21 protein-coding genes are annotated in these 19049 nt (G+C 71.8%); 8 read left to right on the forward strand and 13 right to left on the reverse strand.

Annotated elements, in window-relative coordinates; all coding sequences use genetic code 11:
• Nucleotides 1–72: 72 nt before the first annotated feature.
• Nucleotides 73–960: a branched-chain amino acid aminotransferase gene (locus tag EU555_RS00700; RefSeq protein ID WP_135412532.1), complete on the forward strand. Its 888-nt coding sequence runs from the start codon at nucleotides 73–75 to the stop codon at nucleotides 958–960.
• A 112-nt stretch (nucleotides 961–1072) separates the two neighbouring features.
• On the opposite strand, the gene EU555_RS00705 is transcribed toward EU555_RS00700, so the two are convergent.
• Nucleotides 1073–1309 (reverse strand): hypothetical protein, encoded by a 237-nt coding sequence (locus tag EU555_RS00705; protein WP_135412533.1) that lies wholly within the window; start codon nucleotides 1307–1309, stop codon nucleotides 1073–1075.
• 152 nt (nucleotides 1310–1461) lie between these two features.
• Here EU555_RS00705 and EU555_RS00710 point away from each other — a divergent pair, with 152 nt between their 5' ends.
• The gene (locus EU555_RS00710; protein ID WP_135412534.1) at nucleotides 1462–1716 is read left to right on the forward strand and encodes a hypothetical protein; all 255 of its coding nucleotides are present in this window, start codon (nucleotides 1462–1464) and stop codon (nucleotides 1714–1716) included.
• 375 nt (nucleotides 1717–2091) lie between these two features.
• A complete protein-coding gene (locus EU555_RS00715; protein ID WP_425375075.1) occupies nucleotides 2092–3756 on the forward strand; it encodes a patatin-like phospholipase family protein in 1665 nt (554 codons plus the stop codon).
• 247 nt (nucleotides 3757–4003) lie between these two features.
• Here the strand turns inward: EU555_RS00715 and EU555_RS00720 are convergent, their stop codons facing one another.
• The 6 genes from EU555_RS00720 to EU555_RS00745 all read right to left on the reverse strand — a co-directional run bounded on the left by EU555_RS00720 (nucleotide 4004) and on the right by EU555_RS00745 (nucleotide 9949).
• Nucleotides 4004–4381 (reverse strand): DUF4440 domain-containing protein, encoded by a 378-nt coding sequence (locus tag EU555_RS00720; RefSeq protein WP_135412536.1) that lies wholly within the window; start codon nucleotides 4379–4381, stop codon nucleotides 4004–4006.
• A gap of 251 nt (nucleotides 4382–4632) precedes the next feature.
• Entirely contained in the window at nucleotides 4633–4836 is a 204-nt protein-coding gene (locus EU555_RS00725) for a hypothetical protein (RefSeq protein ID WP_135412537.1), read from the reverse strand.
• Between the two features lie 305 nt (nucleotides 4837–5141).
• Nucleotides 5142–5702, reverse strand: coding sequence for a single-stranded DNA-binding protein (gene ssb / locus EU555_RS00730; protein ID WP_135412538.1), 561 nt, complete (start codon nucleotides 5700–5702; stop codon nucleotides 5142–5144).
• A 321-nt stretch (nucleotides 5703–6023) separates the two neighbouring features.
• The gene (locus EU555_RS00735) at nucleotides 6024–8135 is read right to left on the reverse strand and encodes a TonB-dependent receptor family protein (RefSeq protein ID WP_135412539.1); all 2112 of its coding nucleotides are present in this window, start codon (nucleotides 8133–8135) and stop codon (nucleotides 6024–6026) included.
• A 344-nt stretch (nucleotides 8136–8479) separates the two neighbouring features.
• Nucleotides 8480–9463: a copper chaperone PCu(A)C domain-containing protein gene (locus EU555_RS00740; RefSeq protein ID WP_135412540.1), complete on the reverse strand. Its 984-nt coding sequence runs from the start codon at nucleotides 9461–9463 to the stop codon at nucleotides 8480–8482.
• A gap of 57 nt (nucleotides 9464–9520) precedes the next feature.
• Nucleotides 9521–9949, reverse strand: coding sequence for a hypothetical protein (locus EU555_RS00745; protein ID WP_245524075.1), 429 nt, complete (start codon nucleotides 9947–9949; stop codon nucleotides 9521–9523).
• 217 nt (nucleotides 9950–10166) lie between these two features.
• Between EU555_RS00745 and EU555_RS00750 the strand changes: the two genes are divergently transcribed.
• Entirely contained in the window at nucleotides 10167–11456 is a 1290-nt protein-coding gene (locus tag EU555_RS00750; protein WP_135412541.1) for a L,D-transpeptidase family protein, read from the forward strand.
• 75 nt (nucleotides 11457–11531) lie between these two features.
• Entirely contained in the window at nucleotides 11532–11759 is a 228-nt protein-coding gene (locus EU555_RS00755) for a SlyX family protein (protein WP_135412542.1), read from the forward strand.
• 7 nt (nucleotides 11760–11766) lie between these two features.
• Here the strand turns inward: EU555_RS00755 and EU555_RS00760 are convergent, their stop codons facing one another.
• Nucleotides 11767–13218, reverse strand: a complete 1452-nt coding sequence (locus EU555_RS00760) for an FAD/NAD(P)-binding protein (RefSeq protein ID WP_135412543.1) — start codon at nucleotides 13216–13218, stop codon at nucleotides 11767–11769.
• 24 nt (nucleotides 13219–13242) lie between these two features.
• Between EU555_RS00760 and EU555_RS00765 the strand changes: the two genes are divergently transcribed.
• Together EU555_RS00765 and EU555_RS00770 are read left to right on the forward strand one after the other, a co-directional pair.
• Nucleotides 13243–13875 (forward strand): 2-hydroxychromene-2-carboxylate isomerase, encoded by a 633-nt coding sequence (locus EU555_RS00765; protein ID WP_135412544.1) that lies wholly within the window; start codon nucleotides 13243–13245, stop codon nucleotides 13873–13875.
• 105 nt (nucleotides 13876–13980) lie between these two features.
• A complete protein-coding gene (locus EU555_RS00770) occupies nucleotides 13981–15396 on the forward strand; it encodes a M20 family metallopeptidase (protein WP_135412545.1) in 1416 nt (471 codons plus the stop codon).
• A 62-nt stretch (nucleotides 15397–15458) separates the two neighbouring features.
• Here the strand turns inward: EU555_RS00770 and EU555_RS00775 are convergent, their stop codons facing one another.
• Both EU555_RS00775 and EU555_RS00780 read right to left on the reverse strand, forming a co-directional pair.
• Nucleotides 15459–15722 (reverse strand): GNAT family N-acetyltransferase, encoded by a 264-nt coding sequence (locus tag EU555_RS00775; RefSeq protein WP_135412546.1) that lies wholly within the window; start codon nucleotides 15720–15722, stop codon nucleotides 15459–15461.
• A 343-nt stretch (nucleotides 15723–16065) separates the two neighbouring features.
• Complete coding sequence (locus tag EU555_RS00780; protein ID WP_135412547.1) at nucleotides 16066–16269, reverse strand: hypothetical protein; 204 nt, start codon at nucleotides 16267–16269, stop codon at nucleotides 16066–16068.
• Between the two features lie 160 nt (nucleotides 16270–16429).
• Here EU555_RS00780 and EU555_RS00785 point away from each other — a divergent pair, with 160 nt between their 5' ends.
• Nucleotides 16430–17185 carry a GntR family transcriptional regulator gene (locus EU555_RS00785; RefSeq protein WP_342636456.1) on the forward strand — a complete coding sequence of 252 codons (756 nt, stop codon included), beginning with the start codon at nucleotides 16430–16432 and terminating at the stop codon, nucleotides 17183–17185.
• A 36-nt stretch (nucleotides 17186–17221) separates the two neighbouring features.
• Here the strand turns inward: EU555_RS00785 and EU555_RS00790 are convergent, their stop codons facing one another.
• From EU555_RS00790 to EU555_RS00800, 3 genes are read right to left on the reverse strand one after another with little or no spacing between them, the layout of a single operon-like run.
• Complete coding sequence (locus tag EU555_RS00790; RefSeq protein WP_135412548.1) at nucleotides 17222–17533, reverse strand: DUF1330 domain-containing protein; 312 nt, start codon at nucleotides 17531–17533, stop codon at nucleotides 17222–17224.
• Between the two features lie 31 nt (nucleotides 17534–17564).
• A complete protein-coding gene (gene pyrF / locus EU555_RS00795; protein ID WP_135412549.1) occupies nucleotides 17565–18275 on the reverse strand; it encodes an orotidine-5'-phosphate decarboxylase in 711 nt (236 codons plus the stop codon).
• Nucleotides 18276–18334: 59 nt separating this feature from the next.
• Nucleotides 18335–19024 carry a uracil-DNA glycosylase family protein gene (locus EU555_RS00800; RefSeq protein ID WP_135412550.1) on the reverse strand — a complete coding sequence of 230 codons (690 nt, stop codon included), beginning with the start codon at nucleotides 19022–19024 and terminating at the stop codon, nucleotides 18335–18337.
• Between the last annotated feature and the right edge of the window lie 25 nt (nucleotides 19025–19049).

Consider the following 19049-nt stretch of genomic DNA (forward strand, 5'->3'; position numbering starts at 1 on the left):
GCGCCCCGCTCAAGCACGAACGTTGCGCGAGAACCAGCCTGGCGGAAACGAACGCATACGAGGATCATCGTCATGTCCGTCATTCCCTTCGACCAGCGTGAAGGCCACATCTGGTTCGACGGCCGCATGGTGCCGTGGGCGGACGCGAAGATTCACGTACTCAGCCACGGCCTGCATTACGGCTCCTGCGTGTTCGAGGGCGAGCGGGCCTATGGCGGCGAGATCTTCAAGTGCACCGAGCACTCGGTCCGCCTGCGCCGCTCGGCCGAGCTCCTCGACTTCGAGGTCCCGTACGCGGTGGCCGAGATCGACGCCGCCAAGCGGCTGGTCCTGAAGGAGAGCGGCCTCAAGGACGCCTACCTGCGCCCGGTCGCCTGGCGCGGCTCGGAGATGATGGGCGTGTCGGCTCAAGCCAACACCATCCATCTCGCCATCGCCGCCTGGGAGTGGCCGAGCTACTTCGACCCGGCGACCAAGATGAAGGGCATCCGCCTCGACCTCGCCGAGTACCGCCGGCCCGATCCCCGCACCGCGCCGTCGGCCTCGAAGGCGGCGGGCCTCTACATGATCTGCACGATCTCCAAGCACCGGGCCGAGAACAAGGGCTACGCCGACGCCCTGATGCTCGACTGGGAGGACAACGTCGCCGAGTGCACCGGCGCCAACGTGTTCTTCATCCAGAACGGCGTGATCCACACCCCGGCGGCCGACCGCTTCCTCAACGGCATCACCCGCCAGACCGTGATCGAGCTGGCGCGGCGGCGCGGCTACGAGGTGGTCGAGCGGCGCATCCGTCCCGAGGAGATGGCGGGCTTCTCCGAGTGCTTCATCACCGGCTCGGCCGCCGAGGTCACCCCTGTCTCGGAGGTCGCCCAGTACCGCTTCACGCCGGCCGCGATGACCAAGACCCTGATGGACGACTACAGCGCCGAGGTGCAGCCGCGGGCCAAGGCCGCCTGAGCCACCGCCCGCGCGGTGATGCGACGCGAAAGGCCCCGGGCGGGAGACCGCCCGGGGCCTTTGTCATGAGCGTGCCCCGGCACCGTCCCGGCAGCGCCCATCATGCCGACGGCTACGCCGCGAGGGTGTCGAACTGCAGGGCGTGAGCGCGCCGGCTCACGGCCGGCCACTCGCCGGCGCGGCGCAGCGGGATCCGGGCTTCGATCAGGAGATCGTCGTCGAGCAGGCCTTGCGCGACCTCGAGCGTCGCCTCCGGGAAGGCCTCCAGGATGGCGCGGGCCGCCGCATCGATATGCGCCTCGCGGTCGGGGCCGTACTCGATCAGGACGTGCTTCAGGACGCAGAGCATGGCCGCTTGTATCCGCCCCGGGCCTCGGCCCGGTAGTGCGCCCCCGCCACGGTGCGGCGCTTCCGGATCAGGGCAGGAGCGGGTTGAGCACCGGCGCCAGCGCCAGGCCGAGGACGAAGGCGGCGACGGCCATGCGGCGGAACTGGTTCGACGTGATCATGGAAGCCCCCGAAGACGAGTGCGACTGCGTTCAGCCGGCGATGGGCGTGTTCGTACCCATCGATGATTGCGTGCGTGTGTTGTGCGGCAACGCGAATTGTTTCGTCGTGCGGCAGCGCACCCGTATTTCATGTCGAGAGCGCCACACCGACACCGACGAAGCCTTCGCCGTCCTGCAGGCCCGCCCGATGACTCAGAGCCTGTTTGACGTGCCTGGCACATTCATCCCACCCTCAACCTCATCCTGAGGTGTCGGCGATCGGGGAGAGCGCGCGATTACCGATCGACTGACCTCGAAGGGGGCTTCCAGCAATCACTGCGGTATCTGGAACCCTCCTTCGAGGCTCCTTTCCGTCTGCGATCGTCGATCGCCGGCACCTCGGGACGAGGTCCAGGGTGGGAGGGATGCGGGCCTCCGGGCCTCGGCCGTGTCGTGGACCGTGCCGCCCGTCGGCGCCGAACGGGCGGACGAGACCCGGCCCTTGTCCACGCACACGGCCGCACCATGAGAGAGGGCCTGTGGTTCCGACGGCTTGGTTCCGGCGGCGTGGGGAGTGACGACACACGTGATCCCGTTCCTGGCCGGGCTGGACCCTTTGGTGATCGAGGCGGTGCGCGCCCGCATGGTGCCGGTCGCGGTACAGGGCGGCCAGACGGTGTTCGCGCAGGACGAGGCCGGTGACGCGCTCTACCTGCTCGTCTCCGGGGCGGTCGGCGTCTCGGCGCGCGACGCCGCCGGGGTCGTGACGCGCATCGCCCGGCTGCGCCCGCCCGAGGTCTTCGGCGAGATGGCCCTGCTGTCGGGGGCGCCCAGGGCGGCCACCGTGACGGCCCTGCGCGATTCCCAGCTGCTGACGCTGACCCGCGACGCCTTCGAGGCGGTCACCGCCGAGCATCCGCGCGCGCTCCTCTATTTCGCCCGCATGCTCGCCGACCGCCTGCGTGCCATCTACGACGGCCACCTGCTGCACCACGGGCCACGGATCTTCACGATCCTGGCGGTCACCGAGGGCCCCGACCCGGAGCTCTTCGCCCGGCGGCTCGCGGCCGCCTTCGACGCGATCCTGCCCGGCGAGACCGGCTGCCTCACGGAATGGCCGGAGGGCGCCGACGAAGCGTGGTTCCAGGCCTTCGAAGGCCGGCACGCGCGCACGATCTTCGCCGCCCGCGGGATCAACGCTCCCCCGGCTCCGCCGCGCCACCGCTGGGGCGATCACGTGCTCCTCCTCGCCGAACCCGGCGCGCCGCCGCGGCCCGGGATCGGGGCGCAGCTCGAGCAGGTGCGCTCCGACTGGATCCGCATGGACCTGGTGATCCGGCAGAGTGCCGGGGCGCGGCGCCCGAAGCCTCCGCATCCCGCGATGACCGCATTCCCGGTGGCCATGCGGATCCACGTTCGCGACGGCCGGCAGGCGGATCTCGACCGGCTGGCCCGGCTCGTCAGCGGCACGGCCCGGGGCCTCGTGCTCGGTGGAGGCGGGGCGCGCGGCCTCGCCCATCTCGGGGTCCTGCGGGCCCTCGACGAGGTCGCCTGCCCGCCGGACTTCGTCGGCGGCACCAGCATGGGGGCGATCGTGGCGGCGAGCTTGGCGATGGGGTGGAGCACCGCCGAGATCCAGGCGCAGATCGAGAGGTTCTTCGCCAGCAACCCGATCAACGACTACACGCTGCCGTTCCATGCCCTGACCCGCGGCGCGAAGGTCGATGCCGGCCTCGCCGCGCGCTTCGGCGGCGTGCGCATCGAGGATCTGTGGCTGCCGTTCTTCTGCGTGTCCTCGAACCTCACCACCGGCAACACCATGGTCCACCGGTCGGGCGACCTGGCGACGGCCCTGCGCGCCAGCATCGCGATCCCCGGGCTGCTGCCGCCGGTCCTGTGCGACGAGGGCGTCCTGGTCGATGGCGGCATGATGAACAACCTTCCGGCCGATATCGCCGCCGGGCTGAAGCGCGGGCCGGTCCTGGCCATCGATGTCGGCACCGACCGCGCCTTCCAGACCATGCCGGTGCGGGGCTGGAGCACCCGGCTCGTGCGCAGGCTGATCGGATCGCCGCCGGCGATGCCGGGGCTCGCGCCGCTGCTCCTGCGCGCCGCCACCGTGTCGGGGGACGCCCAGAGCCTGATGGCGGCGGCCTCCGCCACGGCCGTGCTCAAGCCGCCGCTCGCCAGCATCGACCTGCGGGCGTGGTCCCGCTTCCAGGAAGCGGCCGAGCTCGGCTATCGCGAGACGCGGACGAGCATCGCGGCCGGGGCGCTCGCGCGCTGGCTCGATCCTCCCTCGGGCTGAGCACGGTCCCGCGGCCGGGGCCGAGAAGCGATCCCGGTCGAGCGAAAGCCGGTCGCCTCGGGTCGGGCGTCGAGAGACTGGGATGACACCCGGGCTTCCATGCTGACGGGGATGCCGGATCCGGTCTCACCAGCCCGCGACGGCGGAGCTTCGCTCCGCACGCCTGAGCGAAGCCGAAAGCCGCATCGCGAAGCGATCGATCGGATTCCGGGCCGACCGGCCTGCGTGCAAGGGGGCGTCGTCGGCGTCACCCCGCCGCTTCCACGGCGGGGCGGCTCACGATGGGCGGTGTCTGTTGGTGCTGCACGACGCGCCACGTGTCGTGCGCGAGCCGCCGGTAGGTGGAGGTGCAGCGAGCCTCATACGCCTCGCCCCCGCGCGAGGCCTTCGCGTGGTAGGCGATGACGATCAGCCCCTCCTGCGGTCGCGCGATCTGCTCCTGTGAGATCGCGATGTCCGACCATCGGGGGGTATGGGCCACCGCCTCGATCGCCTGCTTCCCGCTCATGACGAATGGCGGCTGCGGCAGCACCATCAGGCACGCATCGTCGACGAGGTCCCGGTAGTGATCCGCATCACCGGTCCACAGGCTCTTCTCGAAGGACCAGACCCGATCGTCATCCATCGCGTTCTCCTCTCGTCTCGCGTCAGAGAAGACCGTGAGGATGCGATCGTTCCAGGTCAGAGCCGATCCAAGTGATGGATCATCAAGTCATGGATCATCAATTTACGGATCGTCCGGCCGTGCCGAGGCGCAACGTCGCGCGTGCATTCCGCACTCGTTCGCCGCGACGGCTGGAGATCTGGTCCAAGGATGGGCACCATCGCGGCGATGCTCAAGCATCGCGGCGATGGCTGGCCATCGCGGCGACGCGCCTACCAGCGCCCGCCAGGGGCGGCGTGCATGCTCCGCTCGAGGGCGGCGAGCGCGCTGGCCTCGGCCTTGGCCTCGGTCGGGTGCGGGCGATCGGATCGCTCGAGGAGCTTGCCGTTCTTGCGGATGGCCCACTGGTACTGGCCGCCCGGCTTGGTGATGGGAGAGATTTCGATCGTGTAGGGAGTGGCAGTGGTGTCTTGCATGAGGAGGGATATAGGCATCGAGGCGGCTCCTTGCCACCCGGTGCCGGTTCTGCGGCCTGCGCCCTGCTGCGGCTGTGGTCAGCGGCGCGGCGGAGTCGCACGCTACGACCCGGCCGAACTCCTTGTCTTTGCGCCGTTTTCGTCGCCGAGCCGGTGACCGCGTCGGCACCGGTCGTTCGTGGCCGGCGGAATGATGCAGAGGTGTCCACCTGTCCGCGGTGACCCCACCCTGCCGCAAACGACGGACGGCCCGGATCGGGCGATCCGGGCCGTCCGCGACGCGTCAGGGTCGGAGGGTCGCAACCCTAGAACGGGATGTCGTCGTCCAGGTCGTCGTAGCGCTTCTGGTTGCCGCCGCCCGACGGGGCCGGGCGCCGCTCGCCGCCGGAAGAGGACCGGCCGCCGCTGCTGCGGCCGCCGCCGCCGTAGTCGCTGCCGCGGCTGATCTGGCCGCCGCCCATCTGGCCCATGTCGTCGCCGCCCATCTCGGCCATGCCGCCCTCGGCCCCGCCGCCGCGGCCGTCGAGGATGGTCAATTCGCCGCGGAAGCGTTGCAGCACCACCTCGGTCGTGTACTTCTCGACGCCGGACTGGTCCTGCCACTTGCGGGTCTGGAGCTGGCCCTCGACGTAGACCTTCGAGCCCTTGCGCAGGTACTGCTCGGCGACGCGGGCGAGGTTCTCGTTGTAGATCACGACCGAGTGCCACTCGGTCTTCTCCTTGCGCTCGCCGGTCGCCTTGTCCTTCCAGGACTCGGACGTCGCGAGGCGCAGGTTCACCACCGGATCGCCGGAGGCCAGCCGGCGGGTCTCGGGGTCGCGCCCGAGATTGCCCACCAGGATCACCTTGTTCACGCTGCCCGCCATCACGCTCTCCTCTCGTTCCATCTCACTCGGGCGCACGCCCGGCCGACGCCGCGGACCACCGCTTCGGTCTCGCGAGTTGGGCCGAACCGGCCGGGACCGGCAAGGGCAAGCGGCACCTTGTTCCCGCTACACACATGCCGGGGCCGGAGTGTGTTCTACATTTGTTCGAGCGGTGAGGCAAGCATCGTCTCGAGGGGCACACCGTCTCGCCGGCCACCCCGGGGTCTTTCCAGCGTCTCGCCGGTCTCCCGCCTGGGGCGGTCTCCGGGATGACCACGTGGATCGGACGGGCATTGGTGGGGCCGGACGGCGGACGCGTCCTCAGAAGGTGCCCCGCAGCCCCGCGAACACGCTGCGCCCGTCGCCCGGGTAGAAGATCCGGGCGGCGCTGCCGGTGAGGGTTGCGGCGTTGGTCACCGCCGACACGTCGGAGACGTACCGGGCGTCGGTGAGATTGCGGGCATCGAGGAAGAGGGTCAGGCCCGGATCGAGGCCGACCGAGGCCTGGAGGCCGACGAGCGCGTAGCCCGGGGCCCGCAGGGTGTTGGCGTGGTCGGCGAACGCGCCGCGCGGCACCCAGTCGAGGGAGGGGGCCAGCGTGACGGAGCCGCGGGCATAGGTCAGCACGGTGCGCAGGATGTCGCGCGGCAGGCCGGCGATGCGGTTGTTGCCGTAGACCGGGTCGTTGACGAAGCGGAAGTCGTTGCGGGTCCAGACCTGCGCCAGGGTCAGGGTGTCGCCCGCACCCGTGAGGTCGCGCGCGAGGTCGAGCGAGATGGCGGCCTCGACGCCCTGGTGGCGGGTGCGGGGCGCGTTGAAGGTCGCGGCCGGGATGCCGAGGCCGGCATTGGTCGAGAAGTTGATGAGCTCGTCGCGCACCTCCGCCCGGTAGAGGGTGACGTCGAAGGCCAGCCGGTCGATCCGGCCGCGGGTGCCGGCCTCGACCGTCCAGGCGCGCTGGGCCTGGAGCGGCACGAAGGTGGTGCTGTTCAGGTTCGTCTGCACCAGGTCGGAGAAGTCCGGCACGTCGCGCGAGCGGGTCACGTCGCCGAAGACCTGGAGGTCGGGCAGGGGCTGCCAGAGGAGGCCGATCTTCGGGTTCGCACCCTCGTAGGTGCGGTTGGCGAACTGGGCGCCGAGGTTCCCGGGCAGGCCGCCCTTGTCGCTGTAGGTCCGGTTGGCGGAGAACAGCTTGGCGCCGGTCATCAGCGCCACCTCGGGCAGGAACCAGAACCGGTTCTCGCCATAGGCCTCGAGGCTCGACGCGCTCTGCAGGCTGTTGCGGGTCTGCGCCCCGCGGTTGCCCGCAACGTTGATGAACTGCAGCGCGGTGTTCTGGCCCGCATAGGCGCGCAACCCCAGGATCGCGTCGTTGCGGAAGCCCGCGACGTCGAAGGTGCCGGCCCAGTGCGGCGCGACGCCGTAGGTCCAGCCGTCCTGGTCGATGACCTGGAAGATCGGGTGGTAGAGCGACTTGTGGATCGCCCAGGAATCGATGTCGAGCTTGCCGACATCGAGCAGGAACGAGGTGCGGTTGGCGATGCGCTCGGTCGCGACCTGGCGCGACTGGTTGCCGGTGATCGCCGCCGGGTTGGCGATCCGCGGCGTCGTCAGGGATTCGCTTAAGGTAAGGGCACCCGGCAGCTTCTGGTCGGTGAGATAGATCCCGGCATAGAACCGGGTCTCGATGCCCGGTGCGATCTGGTAGCCGAGATTGGCGTTGACGTTCTGCGTCCGCTGCACCTCGTGCTGGCGGAAGCCGTCCGCGTTGGTGATCGTGCCGTTGACCAGGAAGTCCGCCGGGCCGCTCACCCGCGAGACCTGGACGTTCTCGCGCACCGCGTTGAAGCTGCCGCCGTCGATGCGCACGATGGTCGGCGCCAGCGCCGTCCGGGCGGTCGGCGTGACGAGGTTGACCGCCCCGCCGAGGGTCGTCGCCCCGAAGGTGAGCGCGTTGCCGCCCTTGTAGACCTCGACCGAGCGCAGGCTCAGCGGGTCGACCTGGTAGAAATCGCCGCTGCCGTCGGCGAGGTTGAGCGGGATTCCGTCCTGCAACAGCTCGATCCCGCGCAGGTGGAAGCCGCGGGCCACGCCGGAGCCGCGCACCGACAGGCGCAGCTCCTGGCCGTAGCGCTCCTGCACGGTGACGCCCGGCACGTCCTTCAGCACGTCGCGCAGGGTGTTGGCGTAGCGGTCCTGGATGTCGGCCGCGTCCACGAAGGCGACGGAGCCGACGGTCTGGACGAGCGCGCGCCGCTGCTCCGGGATGCCCGGAACGGTGAGCGAGCCGGCAGCCGGCTTGGCGGCGGCCGGCCCCGCCACGTCGATCTGCTCGAGGGCGATGGTGCCGGCCTCCTGCGCGCCGGCCGCGAGCGGCAGGAGGACCCCGAGGAGGGCCGGCAGCGCGGGGCTGCCGCGATGGACACGGGACATGACGATGCGACCTTTCGCAGGCCGGAGCACGCGGCGGCTCGACGGCGCGGACGAGAAAAGATTTTTTGAATTCGACGGTGATGCGGCTCGGTCGAGGCGAGCCGACATCTCAAGTCAAAGCGCGGGATCCCCTCTCCCGTGTGGGAGAGGGGCAGGGGTGAGGGTGCTACGGTTCTGACTCTAGCTCCGACGGTCCCGCTGCCCGCGCGACGCCCAGTGCTTCATACTGAAGCGTGTCACCCTCACCCCTAGCCCCTCTCCCACACGGGAGAGGGGGGACACGGGTCACCTTGAGAGGTCGGCTCGCACGGAGCGGCGGGAGGCGCGCGTCCCCGCCCAGCCCATCAATGGTGCTGGTGCCCGCCCCCGGCCTCCGGGGCCGAGGCCCCGATGGCACCGACCGCGAAGCGAACCGGCACCGTGCCGGCGCGGGCGAAGGTGAGGCTGCCCTCGATCGCGTCGCCGGCCTTCACCGGGCCCTTCAGATCCATGAACATCAGGTGGTAGCCGCCGGGCTTGAGCACCACGGTCTCGCCGGGCTTGATGACGAGGCCGGCCTCGACCGGCGCCATCTTGGCCACGCCGTTGTCCATCGACATCTGGTGCACCTCGGCCCGGGCCGCGAGGGGGATCGCGGCGGAGACCAGCCGGTCGGGCTCGGTGCCGGTGTTGGTGACCTGCAGGTAGCCGCCCGCCACCTTGGCGCCGCCGGGAGTGGCGCGGATCCAGGGGCTCGCGATGGTCAGGTCGCCGGCCTTCACGACGGCGCCGGTGGAGGCGGCCGGCGCGGGCCCGGCGGCGGCCACGATGCGCACGCCCGGGGCGGGCGATCTCAGGTCGCGGGCGGACTGGCCGGCCGCCGGCACCTCGCGCCAGTCGGCGACCGCGCCGTCGCAATCCTGCCGGACCGGGAAGTAGACCGTGGCGCCGGGCGCGAAGGCGTCGGTGATCCGGGCCTGGAACACGAACTCGTCGTACTGGTCGTCCGGCAGGGAGCCGGCCTTCCAGGTGATCTCCTTCACGCCCTCCGCGACCGTGCCGTGGTAGGACGGATAGGCCCGCGCATAGGCGCCCTTGACCGTGGCGAGCTGCCAGCCGGGCTTCGGCATCGGCTTGGCGGCGATCACGCCCTCGGGGATCGTGACCGTGACGGCGGTGGTGGCCCGGCCGTCGCAGCCATGGCCGATCTGCACCACGCCGCGATAGCCCTGGTTCGGGCTCGCCTGCGTGACGGCGAGGACGGCGTGGGCCGAGGCGGGTGAGACGAAGACGGGGGCGGCAAGCAAGGAGAGGGCGGCGGCGAGGCCGGCGCGGAGCGGGAGCGTCATGGTGTCGGGTCCTGGAGGCGTGACGGGGACGGGCGGCAGGGCCGCCCGCAAGGCGCGTCACGCGGCCGGTGGACCGCGGGCGGAGGAGGGCCGGCTGGGCGGCCCGCGCGGCGGGGCGGCCGCGTCGATGCGCCAGGACAGGCCGATCGCGGCCCGGGGCGGCCAGCCCGGGCCGGCGACCGGCTCCGGCGGGGCGAGGGGTCCCGGGCAGGCGACCGTGCAGCAGGCATGGCCGTGGGCGGGCGCCCCGCTCCCCGTCCCGGCATCCTGGTGGGACTGGCAGATGATGCCGGCGCCCGCCATCACGGGAGCCGGGTTGAGCCCGACCAGGAAGGCCTGAAGCAGGAGCCCGTAGAGCGACAGCACGGCGGCGGCCGCGCGCCAGCGCGCCGTCCTCCTGCCCGATTCGTGCCGCCGATCGCTCATGCCCGAGACATAGCCGAGGCGGCCCGGTTCCGCTACGGGCGCGATGATCCGCGGGGGCATCGCGGCTCCGCGCGCGTTGCAGAATTGCCGCAGTCCACAGCCCAGCTGCAGGCTCCACAGCAGCGCCCGCCCGGCGCCACAATCTGGCCCGCTCCTCATGGAGTCTTAACCGCACCCCGGCACCGTCACGGGCCATAGAATGGGGCGCAACGCGGCGGCGTGAGTGATCCGCCGCGTTCGCAGTCCCGCGCCTCACAGGTTCGAGAGCATATCTCCCATGCTGACACGCGTTTCCCTCACCGGTTCGCTCGGCCTCGCTCTCCTGGCCACCGCCGTCCTCCCGGCCCTGGCGCAGGACCGGGGCGGCGCGCTCGCCCAGGCCGAGTGGGCGCAGAACTATGATTCCGCCGCGACCATGCGGGTCCAGCGCTCCAACACGCCGATCCTGTCGCCCCAGACCCTGGCGGCGACCGAGCAGATGGTCGAGCGCTACCGCGACATCGTGGCCCGCGGCGGCTGGCAGCCGCTCTCCGGCGCCGACCGCCTGCGCGTCGGCACGAAGAACCCGGCGGTGACGGCCCTGCGCCAGCGCCTGATCGCCTCGGGCGACCTCGACCCGGCCGCCGGCTCCTCGCCGGTCTACGATTCCTACGTCGAGGCCGGCGTGCGCCGCTTCCAGGCCCGCCACGGCCTGAACCAGACCGGCGCGATGAACATCACCACCGTGCAGGCGATGAACGTCCCGGCGGAGGTGCGCCTGCGCCAGCTCGAGCTGAACGCGGTGCGCCTGCGCTCCTACTCGGGCAGCCTCGGCGAGCGCTACGTCATCGTCAACATCCCGGCGGCCCTGGTCGAGACGGTCGAGGGCGACCACGTCGCGACCCGCCACGCCGCCGGCGTCGGCAAGATCGACCGCCAGTCGCCGATCATGAACGCCAAGATCCAGGAGGTGAACTTCAACCCCTACTGGACCGTGCCGGCCTCGATCATCAAGAAGGACCTGATCCCGAAGATGCAGAAGGATCCGTCCTACCTGACGGACAACAAGATCCGCATCTTCAACGGCGACCGCGAGATCCCGCCGTCGCAGGTCAACTGGCACTCGGACGAGGCGACCCGCTACCGCTTCCGCCAGGATCCGGGGGTCGACCTGAACTCGATGGGCTTCGTGCGGATCAACATCCCGAACCCGCACGGCGTCTACATGCACGACACGCCCGCCAAGGGCATCTTCGGCGACGACTTCCGCTTCGTGTCGTCGGGCTGCGTGCGCGTGCAGAACGTGCGCGACTACGTGTCCTGGATCCTGCAGGGCACGCCGAACTCCAACCCGGAGACGATCGAGTCGATCATCCAGAGCGGCCAGCGGGTTGACGCCCGCCCGGTGGCGCCGATCCCGGTCTACTGGACCTACATCACCGCCTGGTCGACCCCGGACGGCCTCGTGCAGTTCCGCGATGACATCTACAAGCGCGACGGCGCCGGCGCCCCGACCGCCTCGATGGCCGCCGCCGCCGCCGGCCCGCGCAACTTCAACCCCGACGCCGACGACGACCAGACCAACTGATCGCCGCGCGCGTTTCGCGCTGTGACGACGGCCCGGGCCCGCGCCCGGGCCGTTTCGCGTGAGCGGAGGCCCCCGATGACCCCGGATCCCGTGACTCCGGATCCCGAATCCCGCCTCGACGCGCTGGAAGCCCGCATCGCCCACCAGGACGCGACGATCGAGGACCTGAACCGGATCGTCACCGAGCAGTGGAGCGCCCTCGACGTCCTGACGCGCCACGTCGCCGCCCTGCGCGAGCGGGTGCGCGAGATGGCCGAGCGCCCGGCCGGAGCCGAAGACGAGCCCCCGCCGCCGCATTACTGAGGGCGTGTCATCGCGCCTCCCGCGGCACGAAGTACGGCGTCGGTGCGAGCTCCGCGTCCTCGTGCGCCACCATGCGGGGGAAATGCGCGTCGGCCTGCGCGACGAACAGGTCGCGCACCAGCGCGTGGGCGAGCCGCGTCGCCCCGATGCCGAGGCCCGGGATGTCGCCGGCGAGCGCGCCGTGGCTGAGCGTGACGCCCCAGTTGAAGACGTGCAGCTGGGTCAGCTCCGGCAACTGACCGGGCACGCGCTCCAGCATCTGCATCCCGTCGCCCAGATAGGGGAAGCGGGCGGCCTCCGGGTGAGCCTCGGCCTCGGCGGCGGGCACCCGGTCGCCCCAGGTCAGCACCGCGTCGCGGAATGCCGCGAGTTCCGGCCGCCGGACGAGGTCGACGTCGAAGCCCACCGCCACCACGGCGGCGTCGACGGGGTAGCGTCCTTTCCGTGTCTCGATCACGAGACCGTCCGGCCGCTCCTCGATCCCGGTCCAGCCCTCGCCGAAGCGCACCGCGAAGCCCGGGTGCCGGGTGCAGCGCAACACCGATTCGTGCGGCGGCGGCGTGCCCTCGCCCATGATGTACTGCGTGAAGGCCCAGCGCCGCGCGTCGTCGAGGGCGGCGTAGCCGCGCAGGAAGCCCGGGAAGGCGGCCCATTTCGACTTGTTGACCTGCGGGAAATGCGCACGGCGCACGAACAGCGTCGCTTCCGCGACGCCGGCCTCGAGCGCCGTGGCGGCATTGTCGATCGCCGAGGCCGAGGCGCCGAGCACCGCGACCCGGCCGCCGCGAAAGCGCGAGAAGTCGATGGCGTCGGAGGAGTGGAACAGGCGGCCCTCGGCCCCCGTCGCGAAGGGCGGCATCCGCCGCCCGCCCGAGCCGTCGCGGCCGCAGGCCAGCACCACCTTGCGGGCATGGACCGTCTCGGGGCCGCCGGGGCCCTCGATGGCCGCACCGATCAGCCCGCCGGCCGGCCACAGCCGCGCGAGCCGCGTGTCGTTCTCGACCGGCACGCCGACCGTGTCGCGCACGAACAGCAGGTAGCGCAGCCAGTCGAGGCGCGGGATCTTGTACAGGCTGCGCCAGCCCTCCTCGCCGCCTTGCGCCTCCCACCAGGCCCGGAAGGTGAGGGAGGGGATGCCGAGGTCCGGGCCCGTGAGGTGCTTGAGCGAGCGCAGGGTCTCCATCCGGGCGAAGGTGCCCCACGGCCCCTCCGCGCCCCGGGGCGCCTGGTCGATGACCCGGATGTTCGAGACGCCCTCGCGCAGGAGCGCGAAGGCCGCGGTCTGCCCGCACATGCCGGCCCCGACCACCAGCACGTCGAGGGTGGGGCGCCCGTCCGGGCCCTCCACCGGCAGGGTCCAGGACGCCGGCGGGTGGTTGAGCCGGGCGAGGTCGCGCCGCACCTCCGCCGCCAACGCCGTCAGACCCTTCACGGCCGCGCTGTCCTGGTGGATATCCATGCCCGTCCCTTCCGGAGGCACCCGATGGTCGAATTGTCCTGCTTCTACAGCCTGTCCTCGCCCTGGGCCTATCTCGGCGGGCCGAAGCTCCAGGACATCGTGCGCCGCCACCGCGCCCGGCTGGTGCTGAAGCCCTTCGACTTCCAGGAGGTGGTGCCGAGGACCGGCGGCGTGCCGATCCGGACCCGGCCGCAGCCGCGTCGCGATTATCATGCCGTCGAGCTCGCCCGCTGGCGCGACTATCTCGGCCTGCCGCTCAACGTGACGCCCCGCCACTACCCGATGCAGAACCCGGCGCCGAACTGGAACAAGCATGCCGGCTGGACCGTGATCGCGGCTCAGCAGAGGGGCCTCGACGCGTTCCTGCTCTCGCACGCGATCCTGCGGGCTTTGTGGGCCGAGGAGCGCGACATCGCCGATCCGGAGGTGCGCCGCGCCATCGCGGACGAGAACGGCTTTCCCGGCGCCGCCCTGGTGGCCGCCGAAGGCAGCGAGGCCGTCCAGGCCGAGTACCGCCGCAACGGCGCCGAGGCAGAGGCCCTCGGGGTGTTCGGCTCGCCGACGATCGTCCTCGACGGCGAGCTCTTCTGGGGCCAGGACCGGCTCGACTTCGTCGACCGGGCGCTGGCGCGGCTTTCGGTGGCCGCCAGGGTCTAACCCGGCGCAGCCCTGAGCCGATCCGGGCGCATGGCGCCCGGCCCCCATCGTGCGACAAGGGGTGGGGACTCACAGCCTGACAAGACCCCGAACGCGCGAGGAAACATGCACAACAGCGAGGCCATCTGGCGGCACGTCGACGAGCACGCGCCCGCGTTCGTCGCCCTCTCGGACCGGGTCTGGGAGACGCCGGAGCTCAACTTCCAGGAAGCGCGCTCGGCGGCCGAGCACACCGCGATGCTGCGCGCGCAGGGCTTCCGGGTGACCGAGGGCATCGACGGCATGCCGACCGCCATGATGGGCGAGGCCGGGGAGGGCGGTCCCGTCATCGCGATCCTGGGCGAATACGACGCCCTGCCGGGCCTGAGCCAGGAGGCGGGCGTTGCCGAGCACCGGCCCCGTCCCGGCGAGGGCGCGGGCCACGGCTGCGGCCACAACCTGCTCGGCGCCGGCGCGCTGCTCGCCGCCACCGCCGTCAAGGACTGGCTCGCCACGCAAGGCGTGCCCGGCCGCGTGCGCTACTACGGCTGCCCGGCCGAGGAAGGGGGCGCCGCCAAGACCTTCATGGTGCGCGACGGCGTCTTTTCCGACGTCGACGTGGCGATCACCTGGCATCCGGGGCCGTTCGCGGCGATCTGGGAGCCTTTGTCGCTGGCGATCCAGCTCCTCGACTTCACCTTCGCCGGCAAGGCCTCGCACGCGGCAGCCGCCCCGCATCTCGGGCGCTCGGCCCTCGACGCGGTCGAGCTGATGAATGTCGGCGTCAACTACCTGCGCGAGCACATGCCGAGCGACGCGCGGGTGCACTACGCCTATCTCGACGCGGGCGGCATCGCCCCGAACGTCGTCCAGGCCGCCGCCACTGTGCGCTACCTCGTGCGCGCCGCCGACCTGCCCGGCCTCCTCGACCTCGCCGAGCGGGTGCGCAAGATCGCGCAGGGCGCCGCGCTGATGACCGAGACGACGGTGACGAGCCAGGTGGTGAGCGCGATGTCGAACCTCCTGGCGAACCCGCCGCTGGAGGAGGCGCTGCACGCCAACCTGATGCGCCTCGGTCCCCCGCCCTTCGACGCCGAGGACCGCGCCTTCGCGGAGCAGATCCGGGCGACGCTGACCCGCGAGGACATCGTCTCGGCCCATCGCCGCTTCGGCGTGCCGGTGACCGAGGCGCCGCTCTGCGACACGGTCGTGCCGCTGCGCGCGCAGGGCGAGCGGATGATGGGCTCGACCGATGTCGGCGACGTGAGCTGGGCGGTGCCGACGGTCCAGGCCCGCGGCGCCACCTACGCCATCGGCACGCCGGGTCACTCCTGGCAGATGACCGCGCAGGGCAAGACCCCGGCGGCCCACAAGGGCATGATCCACGTCGCCAAGGCGATGGCCGGCACCGCCGTCGACGTCCTGCGCGACCCCGACCTCCTCGCCCGCGCCAAGGCCGACCACGCCGAGCGCCTGGCGCGCACGCCCTATGTCAGCCCGCTGCCGGCGGGGCTCGCCCCGCCGCTCGACATGGCGGGGTAGTGGTTTGGCCGGGTAGTGGTTTGGCCGGGTGATGGCTTGCCGGGGTGACAGTGCGGCTTCGGTCACCCCAGCAGGTCGCGATGCTCGCGGTGGCGGCGCATCCACGTCGCCGCGTAGCCGCAGAGCGGCCGGATGCGCGCGCCCTCCGCCCGGGCGGCCTCGGCGACGCCTTGCATCAGCCGGTCGGCGGTACCGGTGCCCCGCAGGGCCGGTGGCGCGTAGACGTACGCGATGACGAGGGTGCCGGGCTGGCGGCGGTAATCGGCGTAGGCGACCTCGCCGTTCACCTCGAGCTCGAACCGGCTCCGCTCCGGGTTGTCGCGCATGGGGGACCTTCGGGTTGCGGGCTGTGGAAGGGCAAGAGGCGGGAGGTCGGGGCGGTTCCCGCTTTCGAATCCGTGCATGCCCCGATGCCATTCCGTCACCTCGGCTTCAGATTCACGCCAACATCCGAGGTCGAGGCGCAGGTCTCTCCCCTCTCCCGTGTGGGAGAGGGGGTCGGGGGTGAGGGTGGCTCGGGTTCCGGATGAGACACCAAGCGTCGAGCTTCGCAGCTCGACGGTTCATGGTCATTGCGGAAGCCGAGCCACCCTCACCCCTACCCCTCTCCCACACGGGAGAGGGGATCCCGCGTTTCATTTTACGATGCGGCATCGCGCTGACGCACCCTCACTCCTCCGGCACCAACCGTCCGGCGAAGGTCAGGCACAGGCAGATCGCCCCGAGCACGAACTGCCACCGGCGGATGTCGCCGCCGATCGACACCACGACGGCCTGCCCGATCAGCACCACCCCGACGAGGGGCGGCACGACCGTGAGGACGAGGCGCAGGATCCTGCGCCAGCCCCACCCAGATGATCTGCCCGTCGCCATCGTCCCCTCAGCGCCTGGTGGTGAGGGCCGCCACGTCGTCGCGACCGATCATCCGCCGCGTCGGACGAGTGCCTTTGCAGGGCTGATATATCAACATATGGTAGGATTCGGGAAGGCCCTCCGGGACGGGTGCGAGCTCAACGCGCCGCGGGTGAGGGGCATGAGCATGGACGCCATCCACACCGGCCTGCGCAAGGCGCAGACCCGTATGCCGCGCCGCGACCCCGAGCGGCCGCCGCCGGCCTCGGCAGTGATCCGGCAGGAGCTGCGCGCGCGCATCGCCTCGCTCGCGATGCGCCCGGGCGAGCCGATCAGCGAGAAGACGCTGGCGCGCCAGTACGGCGTCAGCCGCACGCCGGTGCACGAGGCGGTGCTGAAGCTCGCCGAGGAGGGCCTGGTCGCGATCTTCCCGCAATCCGGGACCTTCGTGGCCCTGATCCCCTATGCCGACCTGCCCGAGGCGATCATCGTCCGCCGCTCGCTGGAGGAGACGAGCGCGCGCCTGGCGGCCGAGCGCGGCGAGACGGCGGGCCTCGCGGCGATCGATCGCGCGATGGAGGCCCTGGCCCGGGCGGCCCGGGCGGGCGACCGCGAGGCGTTCCACCAGGCCGACGAGGCGTTTCACGCCCGCGTCGCCCAGGCCGCCGGCTATCCGGGCATCTGGCGGCTGGTCCAGCAGGTGAAGGTGCAGGTCGACCGGTTCCGGCGGCTCACCCTGCCGCAGGCCGGCCGCCTCGCCCGCGTCATCGACGAGCACGGGGCGGTGCGCGACGCGATCGCGGCCCGCGATCCCGAGGCGGCGGCGCGCCGGATGGGCGCCCATGTCGGCGCGCTGCTTGCCGATCTCGACGACATCGCGGACCTCAACCCCGACTATTTCGAGGGCATCGGCCGGGCGGCCGGGCCGCGCCCGTGAGGCCCGCACGCCCTTGGGGGACTCGGCCTCGCGCCTCTACGCGCCGCCGGGCTGCACCCCGTCATACCCCTCGATCACGATGAGATCGATCTCGGCGCCGCCCTCCTGCTTGGCGCGGGCGGCCTGGTACTCGGGCGAGTGCCAGCAGGCGATGGCCTGGTCGTAGCTCGGGAACTCGATCACCACGTTGCGGGCCCGGCTCGACCCGATGACCGCCTCGAAGGTGCCGCCGCGCACCAGGAATCGCCCGCCGAACTTGGCGAAGGCGACGCCGTTGGCCGCGACGTAGTTCTTGTAGGCCTCCGGATTCGTCACGTCGACGCGGCCGACCCAGTATCCCTTCGCCATCCTGTCCTCCCGTGTTGTCAGGCTTTGCCTTCTAGAGCGCCGCCGCCATCTCGTCGACGATGCGGCGCGCGACCTCACGCGGGTCGGCGGCGGCGGTGATGGGGCGGCCGACCACGACGTGATCGACGCCCGCCCGCATCGCCTCGGCCGGGGTCACGACCCGCTTCTGGTCGCCGATCTCGGCGCCGGCCGGGCGGATGCCCGGGGTGACGATCAGGCGGTCCGGCCCGACGACCGCCCGGACCTGCGCGGCCTCGGCCGCCGAGCAGACGATGCCGTCGATGCCGATCGCCCGGGCGGCGGCGGCCCGCACGGCGACGAGGTCGGCCACGCCGAGCGCATAGCCGGCCTCGCGCGCGTCGGCATCGTCGTAGGAGGTCAGCACCGTGACGCCGAGGATCTTCAGGCCGCCGCCCGCCTTGTCACGCCCGCTTACCGCCGCCCGCATCGTCTGCGGATAGGCGTGCACGGTGAGGAAGGTGGCGCCGATCCCGGCCAGCGACTGCACGCCCTCCTCGACGGTGTTGCCGATGTCGTGGAGCTTGAGGTCGAGGAAGACCTTGTGCCCGCCCCGCACCAGCCGCTCGGCGAGGTTCAGGCCGCCGGCGTAGCCGAGGCGGTAGCCGATCTTGTAGAAGCTCGCGGCGTCGCCAATCCGCTCGATCAGGCGCTCGGCCTCGTCGGTGCCCGCCATGTCGAGGGCGACGATCAGGCGGTCGCGGGGGCTGATGGGCTCGGGCACGGGACCTCCGTCACGCAGATATGTCGTCTGCATCCCCATCACGGGACCGTGCCCGGGAATCAAGCCCGCTCCGCCAGCCGCGCCACCTCGGCCCGCAGCACCGGCAGCAGCTCCGCCTCGAACCACGGGTGCTTCCTCAGCCACGGCGTGTTGCGCCAGGACGGGTGGGGCAGCGGCAGCAGCCGGGGGCGCCGCTCCTGCGAAACAATCTCCCGCCAGCCCGCCACCGTGCCGGTGAGGCCGCCGGGCCGGCGGCCGAGATGCCAGCCTTGCGCGTACTGCCCGATCAGCAGGATCAGCTCCAGGTCGGGCAGCCCGGCGAGCAGCGGCGCGCGCCAGGTCTCGGCGCATTCGCGCCGCGGCGGCAGGTCGCCGCCCTTGGCATCGTGGCCCGGGAAGCAGGCGCCCATCGGGACGATCGCCACGAGGTCGGGGTCGTAGAAGGCCGGCTCGTCGAGGCCGAGCCACGCGCGCAGGCGCTTGCCCGAGGGGTCCTGGAACGGCACGCCGCTCTGGAACGCCCGGTTGCCCGGGGCCTGGCTGGCGATGCAGATCCGGGCCCGCGACGTGCCCTGCACGATCGGCCGCGGCTCGACCGGCAGGGGAGGGCCGTGGCGCGGCGCCTCGCGGCAGAGCCGGCAGGCGCGCACCCGCTCGGCCGTCGCGGCGAAGTCCGGGGGCGCGGATGAAAAAAGGGTGCGGCTCGCGCCGCACCCTGAAGTCGTCTCGGGTCCAAAACTGGAAGTCATCCCCTCCATATAGGGCGGTGGTTAA

It is taken from the genome of Methylobacterium nonmethylotrophicum, from assembly GCF_004745635.1.
GTDB lineage: Bacteria > Pseudomonadota > Alphaproteobacteria > Rhizobiales > Beijerinckiaceae > Methylobacterium > Methylobacterium nonmethylotrophicum.

Bases quoted from the DNA above. Each gene is read 5' to 3' on its own strand.
- EU555_RS00785 (WP_342636456.1), top strand. From the start codon at position 16,430: ATGAGCATGGACGCCATCCACACCGGCCTGCGCAAGGCGCAGACCCGT.
- EU555_RS00705 (WP_135412533.1), bottom strand. From the start codon at position 1,309: ATGCTCTGCGTCCTGAAGCACGTCCTGATCGAGTACGGCCCCGACCGC.
- EU555_RS00700 (WP_135412532.1), top strand. From the start codon at position 73: ATGTCCGTCATTCCCTTCGACCAGCGTGAAGGCCACATCTGGTTCGAC.
- EU555_RS00725 (WP_135412537.1), bottom strand. From the start codon at position 4,836: ATGCAAGACACCACTGCCACTCCCTACACGATCGAAATCTCTCCCATC.
- EU555_RS00750 (WP_135412541.1), top strand. From the start codon at position 10,167: ATGCTGACACGCGTTTCCCTCACCGGTTCGCTCGGCCTCGCTCTCCTG.
- EU555_RS00770 (WP_135412545.1), top strand. From the start codon at position 13,981: ATGCACAACAGCGAGGCCATCTGGCGGCACGTCGACGAGCACGCGCCC.
- EU555_RS00760 (WP_135412543.1), bottom strand. From the start codon at position 13,218: ATGGATATCCACCAGGACAGCGCGGCCGTGAAGGGTCTGACGGCGTTG.
- EU555_RS00720 (WP_135412536.1), bottom strand. From the start codon at position 4,381: ATGGATGACGATCGGGTCTGGTCCTTCGAGAAGAGCCTGTGGACCGGT.
- EU555_RS00745 (WP_245524075.1), bottom strand. From the start codon at position 9,949: ATGCCCCCGCGGATCATCGCGCCCGTAGCGGAACCGGGCCGCCTCGGC.
- EU555_RS00790 (WP_135412548.1), bottom strand. From the start codon at position 17,533: ATGGCGAAGGGATACTGGGTCGGCCGCGTCGACGTGACGAATCCGGAG.
- ssb (WP_135412538.1), bottom strand. From the start codon at position 5,702: ATGGCGGGCAGCGTGAACAAGGTGATCCTGGTGGGCAATCTCGGGCGC.
- EU555_RS00800 (WP_135412550.1), bottom strand. From the start codon at position 19,024: ATGACTTCCAGTTTTGGACCCGAGACGACTTCAGGGTGCGGCGCGAGC.
- EU555_RS00775 (WP_135412546.1), bottom strand. From the start codon at position 15,722: ATGCGCGACAACCCGGAGCGGAGCCGGTTCGAGCTCGAGGTGAACGGC.
- EU555_RS00735 (WP_135412539.1), bottom strand. From the start codon at position 8,135: ATGTCCCGTGTCCATCGCGGCAGCCCCGCGCTGCCGGCCCTCCTCGGG.
- EU555_RS00755 (WP_135412542.1), top strand. From the start codon at position 11,532: ATGACCCCGGATCCCGTGACTCCGGATCCCGAATCCCGCCTCGACGCG.
- EU555_RS00765 (WP_135412544.1), top strand. From the start codon at position 13,243: ATGGTCGAATTGTCCTGCTTCTACAGCCTGTCCTCGCCCTGGGCCTAT.
- EU555_RS00715 (WP_425375075.1), top strand. From the start codon at position 2,092: ATGGTGCCGGTCGCGGTACAGGGCGGCCAGACGGTGTTCGCGCAGGAC.
- EU555_RS00780 (WP_135412547.1), bottom strand. From the start codon at position 16,269: ATGGCGACGGGCAGATCATCTGGGTGGGGCTGGCGCAGGATCCTGCGC.
- EU555_RS00740 (WP_135412540.1), bottom strand. From the start codon at position 9,463: ATGACGCTCCCGCTCCGCGCCGGCCTCGCCGCCGCCCTCTCCTTGCTT.